We start from the raw sequence: 16,632 nt of genomic DNA, 5'->3' as shown, positions 1-16,632 counted from the left end.
GTCCCATGGCCAGCACTCCGCGCTACGCGATCTATTATGCGCCGTCACCCGACAGCGTCCTGCACCACTTCGGTTCGACACTGCTCGGTTACGATGCGGTGTCGGGCGACGACCTGCCGTTTCCCGAGGGCGTCACGCCGGACTGGCGCGAGATCACCGAAGATCCGCGCAAGTATGGATTCCACGCCACGCTGAAAGCGCCCACCGCGCTCGCCGACGGTCGAAGCGAGGCCGAGCTTCTCGATGCCTGTGCCGCCTTCGCCGGCCGCGCGCGGCGCATTCCGGTGATCGAACCGGTGGTCGATGCGATCAGCGGCTTCATCGCGGTGATCCCGGCCAACCGCTCGGACGACCTGCAGCAGCTTGCCGCCGATTGCGTCACCGAATTCGACGCGTTCCGCGCGCCGCTGACGCCGGAAGATCGCGCGCGCCGCAGGCCAGAGAAACTCACCGCGCGGCAGTGCGACTATCTCGACCGCTGGGGCTATCCCTACGTCATGGAGGAGTTCCGCTTCCACATGACGCTGACAGGGCGGCTGAGCGACGAGCGGCGCGGCCCGATCGTGGCGCAGCTGCGCATACGGTTCGCGGCGGTCGACCTCACGCGGCTCGCAATCGACCGCATCGCGCTGTTCAAGCAGACCGACAGCGCATCGCGCTTCCGCATCATCGGCAGCTGGCCGTTGCGGGCGTAGCGCGCGCTATTCCTCCACCCGGGTGCGGGCGATGATCTCGGCGGCGCCCTTCTCCAGCAGCTCCATGCCCACGGCGCGGCCGAGTTCGCGCGGCCGATCCGCCGGTCCGCGCCGCGTCACCTCGATGAAGCCGGCGCCGGCCTCGTCGAGCACGGAGGCGCGCAGCGTCGTCTCGGCTCCCGCGAGCGTGGCGTGGCCCGCGATCGGCGAATTGCAATGACCGTTGAGCACCCACAGCACCTCGCGCTCGGCCTCGGCCGCAAGCCGCGACTGCACGTTGTCGATCCCGGCAAGCTGCGCACGCGTCGCCCAGTCGGTCTCGACGCATTCCACCGCGACAATGCCCTGGCCGACCGCCGGCAGCATCTCGCCGACCGAGAAATCATGCGCGATGCGCGCGGTCATGCCGATGCGCTCCAGGCCCGAGCGCGCCATCACCAGCGCATCCGCCGGCCCCACGTCGCCGCCACCGGGCAGCCGCTGCTTGTCGCCGCGATCGAGCTTGGCCACGCGCGTGTCGGCGGCGCCGCGATAGTGGATCACGGTCGCTTCCGGAAACAGCCGGCGCAGATAGGCGGCGCGGCGGACGGCGTTGGTGCCGATCATGAAGCCCTTGCCGCGCGCGGCGCGTAGGGTGTCGAGCGACAGGCCGGGACGCAGCACGAGGCTGTCATTGGCGGCATCGCGCGCCAGCATCGCGGCGATGACGAGACCCGGCGTCTCCTCGTTGCCCGGCACGTCCTTCAGCGAATGCATCGCCGCCTGCAACGTGCCGGCGCGCATGGCTTCGCGGATCTCGGCGACGAAGGCGCCGCCCTTGCCGCCATGGCGCAACAGCTTGCTGGTCTGGTCCTGGTCGCCGCGGGTCTCGAACTTGACGATGTCGACGGCAAGGTCCGGCGCCGAAGCGCGCAGCAGGCGCGCGACCTCATCCGTCTGCGCGAGCGCCATCGCGCTCTTGCGCGTCCCAATCCGCAAAACCTGTCCCGACACGAAAGCTCCGCTACGCGTGATCATCAACGGTGGGGGATTAGAACAAAAAGCCAGTCAAAACAACGGTTTTTGCCCCTCTTTGGCGACGCTCAGACGAGCTCCTCGACAAGCTCCACCCCGGCCGCGCACATCGCCGCGGTGGCGACGGCAAGCGAACCGCCGAGATCGATGGCGCGGCAGCCTGCCAGCACGACAATAGTCTCGAAACCGAGCCGGCGCGCATCGAGCGCCGAATACTGCACGCAATAGTCCGTGGCGAGCCCCGCCATCACAATGCGCTTGAGGCCGCGCTCGCGCAGATAGCCGGCGAGCCCGGTCGGCGTCTTGCGGTCGTTCTCGAAGAACGCCGAATAGGAATCGATCGCGGCCCGGAACCCCTTGCGGATCACGAGCTCGGCCCGCTCGGTGGCGAGGTCAGGATGAAACGCGGCGCCCACGCTGCCCTGGACGCAATGATCCGGCCACAGCGTCTGCGGCCCATACGGCATGGCGATCTCGGAGAACGGCGCCGCGCCCGGATGCGAGGTCGCAAACGAGCTGTGGCCCGCCGGATGCCAGTCCTGGGTCAGCACGACATGGTCGAACCGCCCGGCGAGCCGGTTGACCACCGGCACGACGGCATCGCCGTCCGCGACCGCCAGCGCGCCGCCGGGGCAGAAATCGTTCTGCACGTCGATGACCAGCAACAGATCGTCGGGCAGGGTCTTCATCAGGTGCCGATCCGCAATGACGCGCGCAGCTTGCGCAGGCAGGCGATCACCGACAGCGCGGTGATGCGGCCGGTCTTCGGGTTCTCTGAGGGAATGTTCTCGATCATCATCGAGAACCGCGCGGAATCGGAATCGACCTCGATCCGATGGGTGTTGCGGGTCACGGTCGGATCCGCCCAGATCTCGACCCTTGTGCGGTCGGGGCCGATGCCGGCCAGCGACAGCGCCACCGCGACGTTGAGGTTGGCCGGAAAGCCCTTTGCGGCATCGCGCGCGCTGCCCTCGAAGATGCGCAGCGGCTCGGTGATGCCTTCGATCCGGATGTTGTTTTCGACCAGGTGCGGCGCGCCGACGAGGCCCGCGACCGGCTTGCGCGTCACCAGCCTCGCCGAATGAATGGTCCCGATCGCCGCCGCGGTCACCGCATCGAGCCCGATCAGCGCGCCGGTCGGCACGATGATCTGGCCGCCATGGGCCTTCGCGAGATCGACGAGGTCCTCGTTCTGCAGCAGCGCGCCGACGCTGAGCACGACCGCGGTCTTGCCGCGCTCGACCACCGGCGCCACGATTGCGCGGACCACCTTGCTCGGCGCGCACTCGACCACGATGTCGGCGACCTCGGCCAGCTGCTCGATCGGCACCAGCTTCGGCGCAGACTTGAGCTCCGCCACCCAGCCGCGATGCTTGTCCGGGCTGTTCGCCGACACCGCAACCAGCGCGAGGCCCTCGATGCCCTGATCGAGCGCCTTGACGACGTCGGTGCCGATCGCGCCGAGGCCGGCGACCGCAACCCGTGTCCTTGTCTTGCTGTCAGCCATCATTTCCCGCCGGCGAGCATCTTGACCAGGCGATAGAGATACTCTTCGCCCTCGTAGAACGACTTAACGAGCACGCGCTCGTCCTTGCCATGGATACGGTTGTCGTCGGCATCGGCGGCCAGCCCGGAGTGACCATAGGTCGGAATCCCCGCGTTACGCAGATAGCTGCCGTCGGTCGCGCCGGTGCTCATGACCGGAACGATCGACGCATCCGGCCAGAACTCCTTCGACAATTTCTCGATCGAACCCATGATCTCCTCGTTGAGGGGCGACGGCGGGCTCAGCACGGCCTTGCCGGTCGGAGCCACCGCGATCTCCTTGTCGGCGAGCACGCGCTCGATCGTCGCCTGCACGCCCTCGACCGGCTCGCCGGGCAGGATCCGGCAGTTCACCTTGGCGGTCGCCAGCTGCGGCAGCGCGTTGATGGCGTGGCCGCCCTCCAGCATGGTCGCAACGCAGGTGGTGCGGAGCTGCGCATTGTAACCCGGATTCTCCGACAATCGCGCCAGCGCTGCCGGATCAGGCTGTGGCGCCAGAATGGCCTTGATATCGTCGGCATGCGACGTGTCGACCTCGGCGGTCTTGGTGAAATAGATCCGCGTCGTCTCGTTGAGGTTCATCGGGAAGCTGTAATTGGAGAGCCGCACGAGGCCTTCGGCGAGGTGATAGATCGCATTGTCCTTGCGCGGCAGCGACGAGTGGCCGCCGCGATCCTTCACCGTGAGCTGGTAGCCGATCGAGACCTTCTCGCTGGTCTGCACGCTGTTGCGGATCGCCTTGCCGTTCTTGAGACCGACGCCGCCGCCTTCATTGAGCGCGAACTCGGCATCGATCAGATCGCGGTGGTTCTTGATCAGCCACTGCATGCCGAGACCGTTGGCATCGAGGATCTCCTCGTCGGTCTCGAGCGCGACGATGATGTCGCGATCGGGCTTGTAGCCCTCCTTCTTGTAGCGGATCAGATTGGTGATGAAGGCGGACGCCATGTATTTGTCGTCGCTGGAGCCGCGGCCGTAGAAATAGCCGTCCTGCTCGGTGAGCTTGAACGGATCCACCGACCAATCCTCGCGGTTGGCGGGGACGACGTCGATATGGGCGACCAGAAGGATCGGCTTGCGCGCGCCGGAGCCGTGCAGCCGCGCCACCAGATTGCCCTTGTGCGGCGCCGGCGAGAACACGTGGACGTCGGCCTCGGGGAAACCCGCCGCGCGGAGCCGCGCGCCCATCGCCTCCGCCGCCTTCTGGGTATCGCCGGTCGCGGTGGTCGTGTTGATCTCGACCAGCTCCTGGTAGATGCCGCGGGCGAATTGCTGCTGCTCGGTCAGCCCCTGCGCCGCGGCGGCGGTTGCGAGCAGCGCCGGACCGAGCGCCGCCGCGAGCCGCAGCGATCGAACCGTGTCTCTAGCCTTGTGCGACATCGTACTCTCCCAGAATTGCGCCGCCTGATTGGAGACGAATTCAGACAGGCGACACGCGCTTTGGCAAGACGGCGAGCCCTTCAATTTCCGCGCGCATGCTCCGCAGTTTCGCGCACGCCATTTGCAGTCCTTATTTCGAATCCTTGGCCGCGATCACCTCGATCTCGACCAGGAATCCGGGATTGGCGAGCGACGCGACGCCGACCACCGAGCGCGCCGGCAGGTTCGGCTGGCTGCCGCCGAAGAACTGGGTGTAGCCCTCCATGAAGGCCTTGAAGTCCATCGGCGCGGATGCGTTGTGCACCAGGAATACCTGCATCTTGACGACGTCGCCCATGCCAAGGCCCTGGCCTTCCAGAATGCCCTTGATGCGGTTGAGCACGCCGACGGTCTGCGTCTTGGTATCGCCATAGGCCTGCGGGCTCGACGGATCGGCGTCCTTGTTGATCGCCGGCGGCACCTGGCCGCTGACATAGACGGTCGTGGTGTTGCCGGTGACGGTCACGGCCTGCGCGATCGGGAATGTCGAGTCGGGAATCGGATGCCTGACCACATCCGCGCAGGCGACCGTCGCCACCGCGGATAGCGCCGCGCCCAGTGCGATACCGATGAATTTCATCAAACTCTCCCCGAGTGTTTTTGTCAGCGGCGGGCGTCCTGGACATCCTTGGTCGTCACCGCATCCTCATAGTTGTTGCTGAAGTGCGTCCGCAGATAATTCACAACGGCGGCGATCTGACCATCGGTCATCATGTCGCCGAACGCCGGCATGCCGCGGCGGCCGTTGATGACCAGGAAGACCGGATAGCTGCCGGCCTCGAGATTCTTGTTGCCGGCCAGCGACGGGTAGCTGCCCGCCCCGCTGGCGCCCGTCGCATCCGGCATGTGGCAGCCCTGGCACACATTGGCGAACAGCTCCTCGCCGGTCATCTCGACGAAGCGGTAGCCCGAAGAGAAGGTACGCTTGCCCGCGCCGCTGTCCTGCCCAAGGGCTGCCGTCGCCGACAGCAGCGCCAGGGCGGCAATGATCGATGTTGCGGTCCGCATCATCATGTCTTCACCACGCGTTCGTGCAGCCGGGAGATGACGTCGAGCGCGGACAGGATGGCGCCCTCCTGCCAGGCCGGCAGCTGCGAGGCGTGCTCGCCCGCCAGCACGATACGGCCGTCGATCTGGCAGAGATTGCGGTAATGCTGCGCGCGGGTGGCCTCGGTCCATTCGCCGGCACAGCCGAGCGTGAACGGCACGCGATGCCAGGCCACCGCGACGCCGTTCTCGAATTCGTTCCTGTACTGCGGATGGATTGCGGCGCCGAACTCGACCGCGCTGGCGACCCGCTCGGCCGGCGTCATCGCGGTGAACTCGAACGAATTGGCACCGCCATACATGTAGGCACCGAGCAGGATGCCGCGGCCGCCGCGGTTGAAGCCATAGTTCGGGTAGGCGATCTGCCGGATCGGCAGGTCCGTATAGCTGATGCCGCCATAGATCGCGTCATCCTCCTCCCAGAACCGCCGCTTGAACTGCAGGCCGATCTTCACCGAGGCGGCATAGGGCACGGAGTCGATCGCACTCTTCATCGGCGCGCTGACATCGACCGGCAACTGGCTCAGGATCGGCAACGGGATGGTGCAGATGCACCAGTCGGCGGTCGCCTGCTGCACCGTCGATGGACTGGCGGTGTCGACATAGCTCACGGTGACGCCGGAGCCGTTCTGCTGGATCTGCGTCACCTTGGCGCCATAGCGGATGAGATCGCCGACCTCGCGCGCGAACGCCTTGCCGATCATGTCCATGCCGCCGACCGGCTGGAACATGGTGGTCTGGAAATCGTAGCGCGCAAAGGTCTGCAGATAGCGCCACATCCGCGACCGCAGCAGCTCCTGCAGCGGGATCGGCTCGCTGGGCAGCGGATCGCCCATCAGGCCGCCGCCGGGATCGCGCGCATACCCGCGGAACTCGGCCGAGATGAGGTTGGCATTGTACTTGTAGTCGCGATCCAGCGCGCCCCAGTCGCGCAGCGACTGCAGCAGGATCTCCTGATCTTCCTTGCCGACGGTCTCGTCGAGCCGGCCCTGCTGGGTGATCTTTGCGAGCAGCTCCGAGACCCCGCCCTGGAAATCCGCCTTGATGCTGCGAAAGCGCTGCGGCTTGCCGCCGAATGCACGCGTCGCGTGCAGATAGGCGTTGTGATTGAGCTGGATGAAGGGTTCCAGCGTCACATTGAGCCGGCGGCAGTAGTCGAGCAGCGCACGGTGATGATAGGGAATCCGCCACGGGCCGGGATTGAGATAGAGCCCCTGCTCGAACTGGCTGGTCTGCCTGAAGCCGCCGAGCTCGACAAAACTGTCGCCGCCGCGGATCGACCAGTTGCGGCCGCCGGCGCGGCTGTTGAATTCGAGGATCTGGACCTTGTAGCCGGCCTTGCGCAGCTCCAGCGCCGCCGTCATCCCGGCAAGCCCCGCGCCGAGAATCAGCACCGAGGCGCCCTTCACATCGCCTGCGAGCTTCAGCGGCCCCTTGTAGGCGGATTCGGACGCGAAGCCGAGGCTCGTCATCGCGTGATACATCGCCGAACTGCCGGCAATGGTGCCAATCAGCGCCAGCAGATCACGCCGCCTGATCACAGATTCGTTCTGCACCCGCGCTCACCCAGCCGCTGACGTCGATGGCGAAGGGAAACGGTTGACGCGATCCGTGTCAAGAAAGGGCGCACGCTTCCACATGCACCCACACGCGCTTTTGATGCATCACGCGACCGCCACGTCACACCACGCGCTCGCGATGCACGCGCCGGCAATCCATTTCGAAGTCGAGGCCAACCACCGGCGGCCGGTCGAAATGCCAGGTCAAGCCGTTGCGCAGCACGCCGCCGGCGACCGAGCTCGCTTTCGAGCACCGGATAGGCGTCGTGCACAGTGTAGAGCTGCACCGCGGTGGTGTCCTGCCAACGGCCGCCGAACGCGCTCATCCGGCGTTCCATCTCGTCGGCCACGAATTTCGCCTTCGCCAGCAGGCCGGCCGGGCTGGTGTCGCCGAGAGCTACGGTATGATCGCGATAATTGGCCTTGCCCTCGACCGACTCGCCACTGCCGGCGACGACAAAGCTGGCTGGTTCGTCCTTGGCGGCCGGCACCGTGTAGCAGAAGGCGTGGAAGCTCGGCTCGCCGGGCGGATCGAGCTTCGGACAGACATTGCTGCGCGCCACCGGATTGACGCCGTCCCGCATCACGCCCCAGGCGACCAGCGTCTTGATGTAGATCTCGTTGAAGGCCCTGAACCCGTCCTCGGTGAACGGCGCCGGGGAGCGCAGTTCGCAGGCGCCGAACGCCGTTAGCGGACGACCCGCCGCTTTGATGATGTCGGCAATCCTTGCAAAACCCGCGCCCAACGGCAACGGTTCGGAGAACCTGACGCGCTCGATGGCAAAGCCGGGCAGCGCACCGATGCCGCAGGAATACTGACTGACGCCGGGCATGAAGCGGTAGCCGCCGTCGGAAGCCTCGATGGTGTTGGTCATGGTGCCTCGTGAACACGGTGATGGGTCCGTCGCGATGACGTCTCGCTTGATTTCACCACAGCTGTCGTCCCTGCGAAAGCAGAGACCCATACTCCGCGGCCGAGGTTGTTAAAGGGACTCGTCATTTCGGCGTCGTGAAACAATGACGATCGGTGGTTATGGGTCCCTGCTCCCGTGCGCAATTGCGCACTAGGCAGGGACGACACTGAACTTGTTGCACGACCACCGGTGGAAGGGCTCCCTTCCCTCTCACCGTCGTCCCGCGACGAGCCGGGCGGTCGTCGGCCGACAGCGATCGTCAGTCGGCTGGAATGAAGCGGAGTGTGCCTGCCCGGCGCGTCGGCTTGCCGGTGTCGTTCGTATGATTGACGCCGTCCATCACAGGCACCTCGGGGAAATCGAACGGGCTTACGCCGTCCAGACAGGCCACGTTCACCGCATACAGGTTCTGGTTCGATCGTCGTTGATGATGGGTGTAGATTCCGCAGCGCGAACAGAAGAAGTGCTGCGCCGATCCGGTATGGAAGCGGTAGCTTGTCAACGCCTCCTCGCCGTGCAGGAACTTGATCCCGCCCATCTCCGCCATGGCAACGACGGCGCCCCGCATCCGGCAGTAAGAGCAGGTGCAGCGGCGGATCGAATTGAAGCCGTCGCTGAGCGTCACTTCGAAACGCACCGCGCCGCAATGGCACTGGCCAGCCCGAACACCCGTGTCGCCCGTCATGTTGCCGCGTCTCCTCTCCAGATCGCCTCTGCGCCCGGTCTTGCCGGGCGGACGAGAAGGTCTCAGCGACGTCAACGCGCAGCAAGCTCGTAGTTCGCTCGGAACCGCGCAGCGACCTGCGCGACGATCATGATCTGTCGACTGAGACTGATCTCAATACGAAAGTATCTTGAGGATCGGCACCGGACAATCGATCAAAACTCGCGCATGATGCCAGAAAAACTCACGCGAAGGCTCGATGCAGATTTTGACGAGACTAGTGCGATTTGGCGACGTAAGGGCAGCCGCCTTCATCGAGCGGACGGAAGGCCTGGTCGCCCGGCACCGTCGCGAGATACTCGTAGAGGTCCCACTTGCTCTTGGACTCTTCCGGCTTCTTGATGCGCATCAGGTACATGTCGTGCACCATCCGGCCGTCCTCGCGCACGAGGCCGTTCTGGGCAAAGAAATCATTGACCGGGGTCTTGCGCATCTGCGCGATCACGGTCTCCGAATCGACCGAGTTGGTGGCGGCGACTGCCTTGAAGTAGTGCCGGAGCGCCGAGTTGACGCCGGCCTGATAGGCGGTCGGCATCGCGCCGTGCCGCTTGAAGAACTCCTGGGCGAACACGCGCGTCTCCGGCGTGCGATCCCAATAGAAGGAATCGGTGAACAGCAGATCGTGCGCATGCGCGAGGCCGAGCGCGGGCACGTCGGTGAGCGTCACCTGCAGCGCGACAAGCTGCATGCTGGCGCGGATGTTGAACTCGTCGGCCTGCGAGACCGCGTTACGGAAGTCGGAACCGGCATTGGCGAGTGCCAAGATCTTGGCGCCGGAGGACTGGGCCTGCAGCAGGAAGGACGAGAAATCGGCGGTGTCGAAGGGATGGCGGACCGCGCCCAGCACCTTGCCGCCGGCCGATGTCACCGCCTTGCTGGCATCGCGCTCCAGCGCCTGGCCGAACGCATAATCCGCCGTCAGGAAGAACCAGGGTGTGCCGCCGCGCGCAACCACGGCCTTCGCCGTCGCGTTCGAGGAGGCGTAGGTGTCGTAAGTCCACTGCACGCTGGTCGGCGAGCATTGCTTACCGGTGAGGTCGGACGAGCCCGAGCCCGAGATCAGGAACAGCTTCTTGCGTTCGCGCGTCACGGTCTGGATCGCGAGCGCCACCGCGGAATTGACGCCTTCGGCGATCACGTCGACACCCTTGTTGTCGATCCAGTTGCGCACGATGCCGGTCGCCACATCAGGCTTGTTCTGGTGATCCGCCGAAATGATCTCGATCTTGCGTCCGGCGACCGTGCCGCCGATTTCCTCCGCGGCCATCTGCGCCGCGATCACCGATCCCGGGCCATTGCCGTCGGAATATTGCCCGCTCATGTCGGTGATGATGCCGACCCGCAGCACGCCATCCTCCGCTCGGGTAGCGCCGGCCGCAAATGAGAGACACACGGCGGCAATTGCGGCCAGGAGATGCGAGCGTTTCGTGATGGACATTTCGTTCCCGGGGGGTTTCGACGTTTCGGACGATCTCCTGAAGCAATCAGGGATCGCCGACAACCCCGTCGCCGGCATGGCGCTCTGCGCTTCCGCTCAGAAATTCCGGGAGAAGGAACGCAGCCGGCGCGGCGACATGCGCGCGACGCCGATCATGCGAACGCCGCGACGAGGTTTCACCGCGGCGGAAGTTCACCTCTCCCTTGGGAGAGGTCGGCGCGCAGCGCCGGGTGAGGGGTTACGCTCTCTCGTTGGAGCCGCTGCCCCTCACCCGATTTGCTGCGCAAATCGACCTCTCCCCAGTGGGGAGAGGTAAACCCAGTCCGCGGATTCGATTCAAGCCAAACTCGCCCTGCTTTAGATCACACGATTGGAGGCGCCGAGATCGCCTCAGCGCCGCTGCCACAATTGCCGTGCCAGAATGCCGGCCTTGCGCTCGATCGCCTCGGCGGCGTCGAGACACATGTCCTCGCGATAGCGCGAGCCGACGATCTGGACGCCGACCGGCAATTCCTCATCGAGGCCCACCGGCACCACCGCTGCCGGCAGCCCCAGCACGTTCATCGACGAAATGAAGCGCAGGTCGTTCCAGAACAAATCCTTGACGCGCTGATCGCCGCCGAGATCGGCATTGACCTCCGGCGTCTTGCGCACGGTGGTCGGCATCAGCACCAGCGGATACTGCTCGAGGAACGTCATCCAGTTCCGGATATGGCGCGAGCGCTCGGCGATCGCCTTCATGTACGCGGCCTGGTCGAGCGGGTTGGCCAGCGCCATGAAGCCGCGGAACGTCTTCTGGAAGTCGGCGCTGGTGGTAGCCAGCATCTGGTCCTGCTGCAACACGCTGGTCTCAGTCATGATCAGGTCGCACCAGAGCTGCCAGACCTTGTTGAGGTTGGGAACCTCGACCTCGCTGACCGCATAGCCGGCATCGGCGAGATGATCCGCCGCCTTGCGCTGGAGCGCAATCACGCCGCGATCGGTCGCCATGTCCTCGGGGATCTTGGCGAGCGCGACCCTGATCGGCCCAGCCGGCTTCGGCCCCGTCAGCGGCGCCGGCACATACCAGGGATCGCGCGGGTCGCGCTGCGCCATCACCTCGAGGCCGAGGCGCACGTCGGCGACGTGGCGCGCCAGCGGCCCTTGCGACGACATGAACTGCGCCATCAGCGGCCGCTCCGCGGTCGCGCTCGGATTGAACGCCGGAATGCGGCCCTGGGTCGGCTTGATGGTGGCGATGCCGTTGCAATGCGCCGGCCAGCGCAGCGAGCCGCCGATGTCGTTGCCATGTGCGATGGTGCCGATGCCGGCGGCAATCGACGCGCCGGCGCCACCCGACGATCCGCCGCAGGTCACGTCGGCATTCCAGGGATTGCGCGTCAGGCCGTGCAGCGGGTTGTCGGTGAAGCCGCGCAGCGAGAACTCCGGCGTGTTGGTGAGGCCGATGATGACGGCGCCGGCCTTCCTGAGATTGGCCGTCACCGGCGAGTCGCCCGGCGCGATGTTGTCCTTGAATGCCACCACGCCGTTCGAATTGGCCTGGCCCTCGACGTCGATGTTGATCTTGATCGTGACCGGCACGCCGTGCAGCGGCCCGACGGCGCCGCCTCCGCGCTTGCTCGCGGCCAGCGCCTCGTCCGCGGCCTTCGCCGCCTGCATCGCCGACGCGCCGAGATCGACCACGACGGCGTTGAGCGCCGGATTGGCTTCCCGCATGCGGTCGAGATGGGCGCGAACCACCTCTTCCGACGTCACTTCGTTGTCTCGGATCGCCTTGGCCGTGTCGACGGCGGACCATTGCCAGATCGGTGCATTCGTCACGTGATATTCTCCCTTGATGTTCAGTGCTTTGTTGTTGGTTCAATCTCGCGGGTCGATCGGCGTCAGCTTTGATGCGCGCGCCTCGATCAGCTCGGCCACTGCGAGACAGATGTCCTCCCGGAAGCGGCCGGCGATCACCTGCACGCCGACCGGCACGCTGCCGGCGGTCCCGGTCGGTACCACGACCGACGGAAAGCCGAGCGCGGGCACCGCCAGCAACGGCCGCTGCGCGTCGAGCACCGCGCGGACCACCGTCGCATCTTCCTGATCCTGATCGAAACGAAACGGCAGTTGCGCCGAGACCGGCAGGATGATGACCGGATAGCGCTCCTGAAACAGCTGCCAGGCCCGCACGATCGCCAGCCGCTGCTCGAAGCAGGCGAGCACCTGATCGCCGTCGAGCTCGGGCGCGTAGGCGATATGACACTCGAGATTGTAGCGGCTGCGATCGTCGCCGAACTTGCGGATCATCGGCGCCAGCACGCGCCGCTCCTCATTGATGACGAGGCGATGCCAGAGATCGGCGGCCTCCGCGAGCCGCGGCGGCACGGTCTCCTCCACGGCAAAGCCGGCCTCCGCGAGCCAGCGCCCGGCAGCGCGCACCGCCGCGCTCACCTCCGGCGCCTCGTCGCCGAACGGCACGGGCGCGATCGCGACACCAATCGGACGCTTGAGCGGCGCACCTTGCAGGGGCACCGGCAGCCATGTGCCGTCGCGCGCGTCCGCCTGGGCCATCGCGGCAAGGCCGAGCCCGAGATCGGCGACCGAGCGGGCGAGCGGCCCCTGCACCGACATCATCTGCGCGGTGATCGGACGGTCGCCGGTTGCCGACGGATTGAACGCGGGGATCCGCCCCGGCGTCGGCCGCAGGCCGGCGACGCCGCAGGCGTAAGCCGGATAGCGGATCGAGCCGCCGAAATCATTGCCGTGCGCGATCGCGCCCATTCCGGAGGCAACCGCCGACGCTGCGCCGCCGCTGGAGCCGCCCGGCGTCAGCCGGCGGCTCCACGGATTGTAGGTCGCGCCGTGCAGATCGTTGTTGGTGAACCAGCGGTGCGAAAAGGCCGGCGTGTTGGTGCGCCCGACAATGACCGCGCCCGCCTTGCGAAGATTCGCGACCACCGGGCTGTCCTCGGTGGCGATCACGTCGCGGAAGGCCACGACGCCATTGGTGGTGGCGCAGCCGCGCTGGTCGACATTGACCTTGATCGTGACCGGCACGCCGTGCAGCACGCCGAGCTCCGCGCCTGACTTCACCGCTTCGTCCGCCGCGTCCGCGGCGGCCAGCGCTTCATCGGCGAGCACAGCGACAATGGCGTTCAATGCCGGATTGACCTCGGCGATGCGATCGAGGCTGGATCGCACGGCTTCCCGGCTGGAAATCGCGCGCGTCGCGATCGCACGCGCCAGATCGACGGCCGACCAGCTCCACAACTCATTCTCGCGCCGCGTGTCCATTGTCGTTTTCTCCAGGGCGTGATGCAGCAGTCCGCCGATGCGGTTCAATCGAGCCGCAACGGCTGATGAAACACGGGCAGATCGATGCGCCGGTCTTCCGCGGGAACGACCACCGCTTCGGCGCTCAGCACATGATCGAGCATCACGCGCCGGGCGCGCGCGGCATTGCCGGAGCGGAACGCGGCCATCAGACGCTTGTGAAACTCGATATTCTCGCAGGTGAAGCTGGATGCGAATTCCTGCACGCCGAGCTTGCCGATCAGATGCCTGATGGCCTCGTTGACGAACCGGCACACCAGGCCGAGCAGCGGGTTGGGACAGGCCTCGATCAGGATGTCGTGAAAATCGATCTCGGCGTGACGATGATGTTCCCAATCGGCATCCCCACGGGGATGATGCTCCTGGACCGCGATCGCCTTTTCCAGTGCTGCGAAATGCTCCGCCGTGAGGTGGCCGACCACGCTGAAGGCGAGCTCCGGCTCGATCAGCCGGCGGATCTGGTAGATTTGCGCGGTAGAGACCGACTGGAAGTAGAAGTAGTTGCTGAGCAGGCCGACGATCCGGTTGATCGACACCGGCGCCACCCGCGCGCCGCCGCCGGGACCGGTGGTGTTCTGCACTAGCCCCTGCACCTCCAGGGACTTGAGCGCCTCGCGGATGGTCGAGCGGCTGCAGCCGAACATCTCGATCAGCTCGCCCTCCTGCGGCAGCCGGTCGCTCGGCTGCAAGCCGGCCTGGAAGATGTGGCTGCGGATCAGGTCGGCGACGGCGTCCGAGCGCTTGCGCTTGATCGAGGCGCGGCGCGAAGGGTCGAGGGACGGGAGAGCCGATTTATCCATTTTATGATCATAAATAGGTCCGGCACGGTATGGCAAGACGTTTCCGCCGGCCGCCCGGGCTACATCGGTCAATACTCCCGTTCCAGGAAACGCAGAAATCGACGCTGCGGACTCAGGATCGATCAACATCTGATGCCTAGAATGCCACGGCAAATTCCAATGAGGCCGGCATGACAGGCGACGAAGTTCGAGATCAGGCTCAATCCGGTGGCGGCGTGGGACTGTCCGACGAAAACCTTGCGCTCCACCGAAGCGCCATCCAGAGCCGCATTACGTTTCAAGGCCTTGCGACCCGGCCATTCGAGGGGCTGTCGTGGGACTACTTCCTCGCGGATGTCGAGCTGGAAGCGCGCGCTGCGCGCATCGGGATGCGCGACACGACCATCGGGTCGTACTGCGACACCATACAGTTGCTGCCTGCGGCCGCGATCGTCCGCCTGGATGCAGCGCTTTCCGTCTACTTCCTGCCTCCCGAGCCCGAGAGCGAGGCTCACGTCGATTACCTCTTGCGACCGCTGGACGCCGCGACGGCAAAGCGGATGCGGCAGCGTCGGCATGCCGTTCACGCCATGCAGGCCGTGGCGCAACAGCAGGAAGAGGCCAGAAAAAAAGCGGCTGCGCCGGACGAAGAACTCAAGTCGCAATATTGGCCGTGTCCGCATGCGGCGCTGAGTACCGAGCCCGACGACTTCCTGCTCTGGATCAAGGATCAGACGCCCGACACCTGGCACGTCATCGTCGACAGCTGGGATCACAACAGCGACGATCGGGATAGCGTGATCGAATGGATCTTCGAGCAGCCGAACTGCGACCTCGGCACGGCCGCGCAATACTTTTTCATCGCGGCATTGGGGCTCGCCAACGAGGAGCCGGCGCAACTCAGTTCCGGCTATCGGCGCAAATGGCATCTCATGAAGCGCGTGGCCGACAACTGGCAACGCGGGCATTATCTGCGCAATGAATTGCAGCCCTCAGTTCAGCCGTCCGACGTCCAATACTACGACGAGTTGGTGGCGCGCCGGGAGGCCAGTGGTCGTCCGCTGCCGTGGACAGTGCCGGGACCGAAACTGCGCCGGTTTGGCGGACGGCAGGCGAATTCAGCGTATTTCTACGAGGACTGCCAGTTGAGGCTGGGCTTTACGGCTTGGAAACAGCAGCGCGAGCAACTCGGGTGCGGCAGGGACTTTCCGCGCTGTTGCCAAGAATGATCACGCCTCCTCAATTCGACAGGCGCTGCGCCTCGAGGCCGCGGCTGTAGCGCGACATCGCAAAGCAGAACACGAAGTAGATCACGCCGACGAACAGCGTACCCCCCGGTCGTTTGGCATCGCCCCGAGGCAAAGCGCCTACGCGGTCAAAGGGCGACCGGACGCTGTACGATGGTGATGACGAGGAGCCCGCGGAACCGAGGCGGCGTCTCGCTTAAAGCGGACTATGGTTCACGGTGTGGCGCATCTGGCGACAAAAGCCCTCCACGAACTGCGCGAGCGCCTCGAAATTGACCAGCAGCCTTTCGGCCTGCTCCCGGTCAACCGAACCAGGGGCAAACGATTCCGCCAGACGCCGCTGGCGATCTGCGCGATCCCGGCAGGCCGCGGCCCTGCTTTCGGCAAACTCCAGTTGCTCGCGTCGGCGGCCGAGCTTGTCTTCTTCCTCAAGCAGCCGCTTGTTGAGCATCGATCTCGTGTTGGTTGGAACGTCCGGGCGCTTCAGCAGATCCAGATAGTGGTCGATGTTTGCGCGCGCGGTATACTCGTTCACGTATGTGCCTCCCGCCAGTCGCAGTCTCGGTCGGCGAGGCTTGGCTTCAACACTCAGGAATTGCTCGATCTCCGCCAGGAGTTGGCGAAGCTCATCAGTCGAAAAGCCCTGCAGGGCATCGTGGACCTGGCTTCGGGTGCTTTCCGGATAGGCGGCGTTGTCTTCGGCCATTGGCGTACGGCAAAAATCAAAAAGTAAAGCCTGTCAGGCCCGCACCAAATCAACAAATCAACGGCAGCATTTGCGTTCAGTCCAGATTGAACGATGCCCGCGCGAACAATGATTTCTGTCATCGCGCGCGCTCGCGAATCCAATCGCGCTCAAGATAAGTTACGGGCGGAACATCGCCTAGTGCACTCTGTGCCAGCCGCGCCTTTGCGCCAACCATCGGCCAAGTC

Annotated in this window: 16 protein-coding genes and 1 pseudogene; 2 read left to right on the top strand and 15 right to left on the bottom strand. The window is 65.5% G+C overall.

Features of this window, described 5'->3' with window-relative positions:
* Positions 1-5: 5 nt before the first annotated feature.
* Entirely contained in the window at positions 6-695 is a 690-nt protein-coding gene (locus ACVW1B_RS04190; protein ID WP_456821209.1) for a DUF1045 domain-containing protein, read from the top strand.
* A gap of 6 nt (positions 696-701) precedes the next feature.
* Here the strand turns inward: ACVW1B_RS04190 and hemC are convergent, their stop codons facing one another.
* The 13 genes and pseudogenes from hemC to ACVW1B_RS04125 form a co-directional block, all read right to left on the bottom strand.
* On the bottom strand, positions 702-1,712 hold the full coding sequence (hemC, locus tag ACVW1B_RS04185; RefSeq protein ID WP_456821208.1) for a hydroxymethylbilane synthase: 1,011 nt from the start codon (positions 1,710-1,712) through the stop codon (positions 702-704).
* A gap of 65 nt (positions 1,713-1,777) precedes the next feature.
* Positions 1,778-2,398 (bottom strand): bifunctional nicotinamidase/pyrazinamidase, encoded by a 621-nt coding sequence (pncA, locus tag ACVW1B_RS04180; protein WP_456821207.1) that lies wholly within the window; start codon positions 2,396-2,398, stop codon positions 1,778-1,780.
* Complete coding sequence (locus tag ACVW1B_RS04175; RefSeq protein ID WP_456821206.1) at positions 2,398-3,216, bottom strand: aspartate dehydrogenase; 819 nt, start codon at positions 3,214-3,216, stop codon at positions 2,398-2,400. The genes pncA and ACVW1B_RS04175 overlap by 1 nt, the downstream gene beginning before the upstream one ends.
* A complete protein-coding gene (locus ACVW1B_RS04170; RefSeq protein WP_456821205.1) occupies positions 3,216-4,634 on the bottom strand; it encodes a M20/M25/M40 family metallo-hydrolase in 1,419 nt (472 codons plus the stop codon). The genes ACVW1B_RS04175 and ACVW1B_RS04170 overlap by 1 nt, the downstream gene beginning before the upstream one ends.
* A 130-nt stretch (positions 4,635-4,764) precedes the next feature.
* On the bottom strand, positions 4,765-5,253 hold the full coding sequence (locus ACVW1B_RS04165) for a Rid family hydrolase (protein WP_456821204.1): 489 nt from the start codon (positions 5,251-5,253) through the stop codon (positions 4,765-4,767).
* A gap of 23 nt (positions 5,254-5,276) precedes the next feature.
* Complete coding sequence (locus tag ACVW1B_RS04160; RefSeq protein ID WP_092083849.1) at positions 5,277-5,681, bottom strand: c-type cytochrome; 405 nt, start codon at positions 5,679-5,681, stop codon at positions 5,277-5,279.
* Between the two features lie 2 nt (positions 5,682-5,683).
* Entirely contained in the window at positions 5,684-7,276 is a 1,593-nt protein-coding gene (locus tag ACVW1B_RS04155) for an FAD-dependent oxidoreductase (RefSeq protein ID WP_456821203.1), read from the bottom strand.
* Positions 7,277-7,400: 124 nt separating this feature from the next.
* A pseudogene (gene cnbZ, locus ACVW1B_RS04150) lies at positions 7,401-8,154 on the bottom strand (2-amino-5-chloromuconate deaminase CnbZ).
* Between the two features lie 298 nt (positions 8,155-8,452).
* On the bottom strand, positions 8,453-8,878 hold the full coding sequence (locus tag ACVW1B_RS04145; RefSeq protein WP_456821202.1) for a GFA family protein: 426 nt from the start codon (positions 8,876-8,878) through the stop codon (positions 8,453-8,455).
* 256 nt (positions 8,879-9,134) lie between these two features.
* On the bottom strand, positions 9,135-10,355 hold the full coding sequence (locus ACVW1B_RS04140; RefSeq protein ID WP_456821201.1) for an ABC transporter substrate-binding protein: 1,221 nt from the start codon (positions 10,353-10,355) through the stop codon (positions 9,135-9,137).
* A gap of 390 nt (positions 10,356-10,745) precedes the next feature.
* Complete coding sequence (locus tag ACVW1B_RS04135) at positions 10,746-12,176, bottom strand: amidase family protein (RefSeq protein WP_456821200.1); 1,431 nt, start codon at positions 12,174-12,176, stop codon at positions 10,746-10,748.
* Between the two features lie 39 nt (positions 12,177-12,215).
* The gene (locus tag ACVW1B_RS04130; RefSeq protein WP_456791830.1) at positions 12,216-13,634 is read right to left on the bottom strand and encodes an amidase family protein; all 1,419 of its coding nucleotides are present in this window, start codon (positions 13,632-13,634) and stop codon (positions 12,216-12,218) included.
* A 44-nt stretch (positions 13,635-13,678) separates the two neighbouring features.
* The gene (locus ACVW1B_RS04125) at positions 13,679-14,473 is read right to left on the bottom strand and encodes a FadR/GntR family transcriptional regulator (protein WP_141343101.1); all 795 of its coding nucleotides are present in this window, start codon (positions 14,471-14,473) and stop codon (positions 13,679-13,681) included.
* A 170-nt stretch (positions 14,474-14,643) separates the two neighbouring features.
* On the opposite strand from ACVW1B_RS04125, the gene ACVW1B_RS04120 reads away from it, so the two are divergent.
* On the top strand, positions 14,644-15,681 hold the full coding sequence (locus ACVW1B_RS04120; RefSeq protein WP_253603202.1) for a DUF4274 domain-containing protein: 1,038 nt from the start codon (positions 14,644-14,646) through the stop codon (positions 15,679-15,681).
* A 10-nt stretch (positions 15,682-15,691) separates the two neighbouring features.
* Here ACVW1B_RS04120 and ACVW1B_RS04115 read toward each other — a convergent pair whose 3' ends face one another.
* Positions 15,692-15,814, bottom strand: a complete 123-nt coding sequence (locus tag ACVW1B_RS04115) for a hypothetical protein (protein WP_256520758.1) — start codon at positions 15,812-15,814, stop codon at positions 15,692-15,694.
* Positions 15,815-15,895: 81 nt separating this feature from the next.
* The gene (locus tag ACVW1B_RS04110; protein ID WP_253603204.1) at positions 15,896-16,405 is read right to left on the bottom strand and encodes a hypothetical protein; all 510 of its coding nucleotides are present in this window, start codon (positions 16,403-16,405) and stop codon (positions 15,896-15,898) included.
* Positions 16,406-16,632 lie beyond the last annotated feature (227 nt).

The organism is Bradyrhizobium sp. USDA 4502 (assembly GCF_054063355.1).
Note: the sequence above shows the minus strand (reverse complement) of the source record. Positions and strands in the feature narration are given on the sequence as shown.

What these genes read in the sequence shown, in the direction of transcription:
- ACVW1B_RS04110 (WP_253603204.1), bottom strand. Translation starts at nt 16,405, where the DNA reads ATGGCCGAAGACAACGCCGCCTATCCGGAAAGCACCCGAAGCCAGGTC.
- ACVW1B_RS04175 (WP_456821206.1), bottom strand. Translation starts at nt 3,216, where the DNA reads ATGGCTGACAGCAAGACAAGGACACGGGTTGCGGTCGCCGGCCTCGGC.
- ACVW1B_RS04130 (WP_456791830.1), bottom strand. Translation starts at nt 13,634, where the DNA reads ATGGACACGCGGCGCGAGAATGAGTTGTGGAGCTGGTCGGCCGTCGAT.
- pncA (WP_456821207.1), bottom strand. Translation starts at nt 2,398, where the DNA reads ATGAAGACCCTGCCCGACGATCTGTTGCTGGTCATCGACGTGCAGAAC.
- ACVW1B_RS04160 (WP_092083849.1), bottom strand. Translation starts at nt 5,681, where the DNA reads ATGCGGACCGCAACATCGATCATTGCCGCCCTGGCGCTGCTGTCGGCG.
- hemC (WP_456821208.1), bottom strand. Translation starts at nt 1,712, where the DNA reads ATGATCACGCGTAGCGGAGCTTTCGTGTCGGGACAGGTTTTGCGGATT.
- ACVW1B_RS04190 (WP_456821209.1), top strand. Translation starts at nt 6, where the DNA reads ATGGCCAGCACTCCGCGCTACGCGATCTATTATGCGCCGTCACCCGAC.
- ACVW1B_RS04125 (WP_141343101.1), bottom strand. Translation starts at nt 14,473, where the DNA reads ATGGATAAATCGGCTCTCCCGTCCCTCGACCCTTCGCGCCGCGCCTCG.
- ACVW1B_RS04120 (WP_253603202.1), top strand. Translation starts at nt 14,644, where the DNA reads ATGACAGGCGACGAAGTTCGAGATCAGGCTCAATCCGGTGGCGGCGTG.
- ACVW1B_RS04145 (WP_456821202.1), bottom strand. Translation starts at nt 8,878, where the DNA reads ATGACGGGCGACACGGGTGTTCGGGCTGGCCAGTGCCATTGCGGCGCG.
- ACVW1B_RS04170 (WP_456821205.1), bottom strand. Translation starts at nt 4,634, where the DNA reads ATGTCGCACAAGGCTAGAGACACGGTTCGATCGCTGCGGCTCGCGGCG.
- ACVW1B_RS04140 (WP_456821201.1), bottom strand. Translation starts at nt 10,355, where the DNA reads ATGTCCATCACGAAACGCTCGCATCTCCTGGCCGCAATTGCCGCCGTG.
- ACVW1B_RS04165 (WP_456821204.1), bottom strand. Translation starts at nt 5,253, where the DNA reads ATGAAATTCATCGGTATCGCACTGGGCGCGGCGCTATCCGCGGTGGCG.